5 protein-coding genes and 1 tRNA gene are annotated in these 5,516 nt (G+C 58.0%); 2 read left to right on the top strand and 4 right to left on the bottom strand.

Annotation, left to right across the window (positions count from 1 at the left end; all coding sequences use genetic code 11):
- On the top strand, positions 1 to 662 hold a 662-nt coding region (locus UN63_RS16640; protein WP_181068277.1), incomplete at its 5' end, for an ATP-binding domain-containing protein.
- Positions 663 to 713: 51 nt separating this feature from the next.
- Here UN63_RS16640 and asnB read toward each other — a convergent pair.
- The 4 genes from asnB to UN63_RS16620 all read right to left on the bottom strand — a co-directional run bounded on the left by asnB (position 714) and on the right by UN63_RS16620 (position 4,056).
- Positions 714 to 2,378: an asparagine synthase B gene (asnB, locus tag UN63_RS16635; RefSeq protein WP_104488606.1), complete on the bottom strand. Its 1,665-nt coding sequence runs from the start codon at positions 2,376 to 2,378 to the stop codon at positions 714 to 716.
- 190 nt (positions 2,379 to 2,568) lie between these two features.
- Positions 2,569 to 3,207: a 2OG-Fe(II) oxygenase gene (locus UN63_RS16630; protein ID WP_229793459.1), complete on the bottom strand. Its 639-nt coding sequence runs from the start codon at positions 3,205 to 3,207 to the stop codon at positions 2,569 to 2,571.
- A 189-nt stretch (positions 3,208 to 3,396) separates the two neighbouring features.
- Positions 3,397 to 3,484: transfer RNA gene (locus UN63_RS16625), tRNA-Ser, on the bottom strand.
- A gap of 143 nt (positions 3,485 to 3,627) precedes the next feature.
- On the bottom strand, positions 3,628 to 4,056 hold the full coding sequence (locus tag UN63_RS16620) for a YbjN domain-containing protein (RefSeq protein WP_104488605.1): 429 nt from the start codon (positions 4,054 to 4,056) through the stop codon (positions 3,628 to 3,630).
- 287 nt (positions 4,057 to 4,343) lie between these two features.
- On the opposite strand from UN63_RS16620, the gene UN63_RS16615 reads away from it, so the two are divergent.
- The gene (locus UN63_RS16615; RefSeq protein ID WP_104488604.1) at positions 4,344 to 5,204 is read left to right on the top strand and encodes a universal stress protein; all 861 of its coding nucleotides are present in this window, start codon (positions 4,344 to 4,346) and stop codon (positions 5,202 to 5,204) included.
- Positions 5,205 to 5,516: the final 312 nt, after the last annotated feature.

Below are 5,516 nucleotides of genomic sequence, written 5' to 3'. Positions count from 1 at the left end.
AGGCCTGCGGCTACGGACGTTACCTCGAACTGTTACAGAGCGAGCGCCCGGCGGCGGACTGCCCCCCCGAGGATCCGGCCTGGAGCCGCTGGGCGGGCGAGGTGCTGGCCGCCTTCGACGAGTTCCGGCTGCTGTGCGCGGTGCGCAAGGGCCCTTGGGGGGTAGAAGGCCTTAACCTGCGCATCGCCGGCCTGCTGCACCGGCGCGGACTGCTGCCGGCGGATCAAGGCTGGTACGAGGGACGGCCGGTGCTGGTGACCCGCAACGATTACAGTCTGGGGTTGATGAACGGCGACATCGGCATCGCCCTGCGCCTGCCGGACGAGCCGGGCCGCACCCTGCTGCGGGTGGCCTTTCCGCGCAACGACGGTTCCGGTGAGCTTAAATTTGTGCTGCCCAGCCGTTTGAGTGCGGTAGAAACCGTGTTCGCGATGACGGTGCACAAGTCCCAGGGATCGGAATTTGCCCACACCGCCCTGATCCTGCCGGACGGCCTCAATCCGGTACTGACCAAGGAGCTGCTCTACACCGGCATCACCCGGGCCCGGCATTACTTCAGCCTGATCGAAAGCCGGGCTTCGGTGTTCGAGCAGGCGGTGCAACGACGGGTAGAGCGACGCAGCGGCCTGCTGGCCGGATTACAGGTCAGCGGTATGAAATGAAAAATGGCGCCGAAAGGCGCCATTTTTTGCTGTGCAGTGCTGCGAACTAACTCAGTAAGACTGGGTATGAACGCCTTTTATCGCCCGGCCGGACGGATCGGCCATGTTCTTCCATTGCTCGTCCCACTCCAGTGCCGTGGGGGTGGAGCAGGCGACGGACGGGCCGCAGGGCACGCAGTGGGCGGCGGACTCCTGTGGGAAGTGGCCTTCGAAGATGGCACGGTAATAATAGGCTTCCTTGTTGGTGGGGGTGTTGAGCGGAAACCGGAACGCCGCCGCTGCCATCATCTGATCGGTCACCTGTTCTTCCACCATTTCCTTCAGGCTGTCTATCCAGGAATAACCCACGCCGTCGGAGAACTGCTCCTTCTGGCGCCAAACCACCTCGTGAGGCAGCATATCGCTGAAGGCTTCGCGCAGTATGTGTTTTTCCATCTTGCCGTTGCCGCACATCTTGTCGGTCGGGTTCAGGCGCATGGCCACGTCCATGAATTCCTTGTCGAGGAAGGGCACCCGGGCTTCCACGCCCCAGGCCGCCATGGACTTGTTGGCGCGCAGGCAGTCGAACTGGTGCAGCGCCTGCAGCTTGCGCACGGTTTCTTCGTGGAATTCTTTGGCATTCGGCGCCTTGTGGAAATACAGGTAGCCGCCGAACAGCTCGTCCGAGCCTTCGCCGGACAGCACCATCTTGATGCCCATGGCCTTGATGCGTCGCGCCATCAGGTACATGGGGGTAGAGGCCCGAATGGTGGTGACGTCGTAGGTTTCCAGGTGATAGATCACCTCGCGCAGGGCGTCGAGTCCTTCCTGCACCGTGTAGAGCAGCTCGTGGTGCACGGTACCCAGGTGATCGGCCACCTTGCGGGCGGCAATCAGATCCGGCGAGCCCTCGAGGCCCACGGCGAAGGAGTGCAGACGGGGCCACCAGGCTTCGCTGTTGTCGCCGTCTTCTACCCGACGGTCCGCATAAATCTTGGCGATGGCGGAGATAACAGAGGAATCCAGGCCACCGGAGAGCAGCACGCCATAGGGCACGTCGCACATCAGCTGGCGCTTGACCGAGGCCATCAGCGCCTCGCGCAGTTCGCTCACGCTGGACGTGTTGTCTTTGACCGCGGCGTACTCTTCCCAGTCGCGTTGATAATAGCGGCGCAGCTTGCCTTCCTTGCTGTACAGCAGGTGGCCGGGAGGAAACTCCTTGATGGTCTTGCACACCGGGGTGAGCGCCTTCATTTCGGAGGCAACATAGAAGTTGCCCTGCTCGTCGTGGCCGGTGTAGAGCGGAATAATGCCCATGTGATCGCGACCAATCAGGTAGGCGTCCTGCTCTTCGTCGTAAAGTACGAAGGCGAAGATGCCGTTGAGGTCGTCGAGAAACTCGGGGCCTTTTTCCTTGTACAGCGCGAGGATGATTTCGCAGTCGGACTGGGTCTGAAACTCGAAGTCAACGCCGAGTGCAGCTTCCAGCTCCTTGTGGTTGTAGATTTCGCCGTTTACCGCAAGGGCATGGGTCTTGGCCGGGTTCAGCAGCGGCTGGGCACCGCTGTCCAGGCCGACGATGGCCAGTCGCTCATGTACCAGAATGGCGTTGTCGCTGCTGTAGACCCCGGACCAGTCGGGGCCCCGGTGGCGCAACAGCTTGGACAGCTCCAGCGCCCGGCCGCGCAGGGCGGCCGCTTCAGATTTGAGTTCGAGAATACCGAAGATAGAACACATGTGATCGTCCTTAATGTCTTGCTCTATGAGATTGAACTCAGGTTGGCAGAGTGACACCAGGATGAAAAGTGAAAATGATGAAATGTGATAAAAAAAGCCACTTGGGTTTTAAATCGATATATAAAGTGGCCTTATTTTTCAAATGGTCAAAAAAGAACACCTTATTTTGCCGTTTGTGTAGTGGTGCCGGTTACAGCCGTACCGTCGGGGCGACCGGGTCGTCGATACGAAACCAGCCGGCAATGCTCAGCCGATCTCGCGTGGCTGGCAGCACCTCGTGCGGGAAGTCTTCCGAAAGAAAACACACCAGGGTGCCCGCCTGTGGCAGTACTCGGTGCATGACGGCTTTTCCGCGAGTGGGATAGATCAGCAGCTCACCGCCATCGGTCGTTTGCCAGTCGTCGTTGAGATACAGCACGGTAGTGAGCCGGCGATTGCCCCGACCACGAAAGGCATCCAGGTGCTTTTTGTAAAAGTCCCCGACCTGATAAAGCGCATAGTGGCATTCGTAGTCTTTCAGCCCCATGAACAGCTGGCGGTTCAGCTGTAGCTGCAGTTCGGCCATCTGTGCCTGGTAACAGCGCTGTATCGGTGTATCACCTTCCAGCCAGCGGGTCTTGTCGGTGCGGATTTGTTCGTTGGTCTGTTGCAGCCGCTCCCGGCCGATAGCGGCGGGTGTCAGTTCCCAGGGAGGCAGGGTCGCCAGGTCGTGGCGCAGGGCGGCGACCATATCGGCATTGATAAAGTCGGGAAAAATACCGATGCCGGGTCCGGCAATGGCATCCACTATCTCGGTAAAATCATGTTCAAGCCGTACAACTGCATTCACGTCGAACCCTCCATCAGGAGCGCCTATGTACACCCATTACGACTCGGGTAGCCAGAAAGAAAAACTGCATGTGAAGGTCGAGAGTACTGTTTGAGAGAGGGCTTGTCATTCGAATGCCCGAAAGGGGCGAAGATATGGTTTTTTTCAGGCATTAAAAAACCCCGAGCATTGCTGCTCGGGGTTTTAATGTGGCGGTGAGGGAGGGATTCGAACCCTCGATACGTTGCCGTATACACGCTTTCCAGGCGTGCTCCTTAAGCCACTCGGACACCTCACCAGATTTTTGTATTTTATTTTCGAGTGTGTCCTTCACTCGGCTCCGCTTGGGAACGGGGCGTAATTTAACGACTTGCCGGTGCTTGTTCAAGGCTTTTTAGTAAAAAAACGTGCGACTGGCTTAACCCTGAACAAGTTGCGGGCTTAATGCACAGCCGAGGGGGTTTTCTGCGGCTCGTCGTCCTGCATCAGGAAGCCGAGTTCGGTGATTTCGAGCAACAGCTGCTGGGTCGCCATCATGGTTTGCTGCACTATCCACAAAAACTGCGGCTGATCCATACCGGCCTGTGTGTGCAGGTAGTCGGCTACGATCAGGCGGGGCAGATTGTCGTCGACAATATCGACAAAGACCTTGAGGCTGGGGTAGTCCATGTTCAGTCGGCCCAGGTCGGCCACCAGTGCCAAGAGGGCTGTGGGGCGCACCTCGATTTCGGTGGTAAGAATGGCGTCTTCATGTTCCACGAACAGTCGGCTTTCCAGTACGCCGTCCTGCCCCTGCAGCTCGGAAAGGTGGATGCCGTGGCAGTTTTCACAGATGTAGTGGTCGATGTAACCGGCGGTTAGCCAGCGCATGGCAATTTCTGCTGTTAACACTGATATTCCTGAAAAATGGGGCTTGAAGGGGCGCTAGTGTAAACCAAAGGCCGGGTGAGGAAAATCAAAAGCCGGTTCCGGCGGGCGTGACCGGTAATAAAGCCCCGCTTTGATTTGATTTTGTTACCAAAAGCGGGAATGCTCATTATATGTTCATCAAGGAGCCACCGGGCTCCCCTGTTTTCCGCTATACGTTACCGTCACAAGTTACTGTCATACGTTACTGCCTTTCACCGCTACCAGTTACCACTAGAAGGAAAGTCGAGATGAAAACACTGCTTGCTGCTATCGATCTGGAACAGGAGTCCATGCTGGTGGTTAAAAGGGCGGTCGAGCTTGCCGTTCGGCTCAAGGCCAGCCTGCATCTGGTCCATGTGGTGGATGATGCGCTCACCCTTTATGAGCCCATGGTAGAAATATCGGTGCGCCACCGACTGAAAAAGGCGGCAGAAACAGCCCTGCAAGGCTTCTTTGATCTTGTCCCCGATGAGGTCAAGGCGCGTGGGGGCTGCCATGTGCTGCTGGGCAAGCCTTATCAGACCCTGGGTAAAAAGGTCGAGGAGCTGAAGGCCGACCTATTGATTGTGGGGCGACATCATATCGAGCCGTTACGGGATCTCTTTGTCGGGACCACCGCGGAGCGACTGTTGCGCCACTGTGACATCCCTTTGCTGATGGTCAGTACCGACTCTACCGATACCTATGAGCATGTGCTGGCGGCGACCGACTTTTCCCGCAGTTCGCACCATGCGCTGAAGGCGGCCTTGTGGCTGGCGCCGAAATCGGACATTCGGCTGGTACATGTATTCGATCCGCCTTTTATCGGCTTCGTGCACCCCGATCAAGAGGATATGGATGACATGATCAAGCAGCAGAAGGAGCGGATTACCAAGGAGATAAAAACCGAGATGTCACATTTTCTGGTAGAGGACGATCAAGACCGTATCCGGCCCGATATCATGGCGGGCGGGGTACAGGCCTGCCTGAATAACGCGGTGGCGCTGCATAGCCCGCAACTGCTGGTGCTGGGCACCCACGGCCGACAGGGCATCAGCCGACTGCTGATCGGCAGTGTGGCCACCAGCTTTTTGAGTACGCTTCCCTGCGATGTGCTGGTGGCGAGGTAATTCAGAAGCCAAGCCGATAAATCAGCCGAAGGCGTTGAACTGCACCTCCCCTTGTCTGCGGGGTTGCAGGCATAACCCCTCCCTAACCCTCCCCTTGCGTTGCACCCTGCGGGCGTTCTGTTAACCCGGGCTTCAGGGGAGAGAACAGATCGGCGCATGTCGCTTGGAGATTAAAACAACGCCGGCCAGTTCTGCTCGCTGTTGCCCAGCACCAGAAAATAGGGGTTCAGCAACTGTTGCGGGTTGGCGTAGCCGAGTGGCTGGCCGTCGAGCTGGATCACCCGGCCGCCGGCCTGCTCCGCCACGCAGTGG

This window comes from Oceanisphaera arctica (assembly GCF_002936955.1).
GTDB classification, from domain to species: domain Bacteria; phylum Pseudomonadota; class Gammaproteobacteria; order Enterobacterales; family Aeromonadaceae; genus Oceanimonas; species Oceanimonas arctica.
Note: the sequence above shows the minus strand (reverse complement) of the source record. Positions and strands in the feature narration are given on the sequence as shown.

Excerpts from the sequence above, each read along its gene's own strand:
- UN63_RS16615 (WP_104488604.1), top strand. The coding sequence starts at position 4,344 with ATGAAAACACTGCTTGCTGCTATCGATCTGGAACAGGAGTCCATGCTG.
- UN63_RS16620 (WP_104488605.1), bottom strand. The coding sequence starts at position 4,056 with ATGCGCTGGCTAACCGCCGGTTACATCGACCACTACATCTGTGAAAAC.
- asnB (WP_104488606.1), bottom strand. The coding sequence starts at position 2,378 with ATGTGTTCTATCTTCGGTATTCTCGAACTCAAATCTGAAGCGGCCGCC.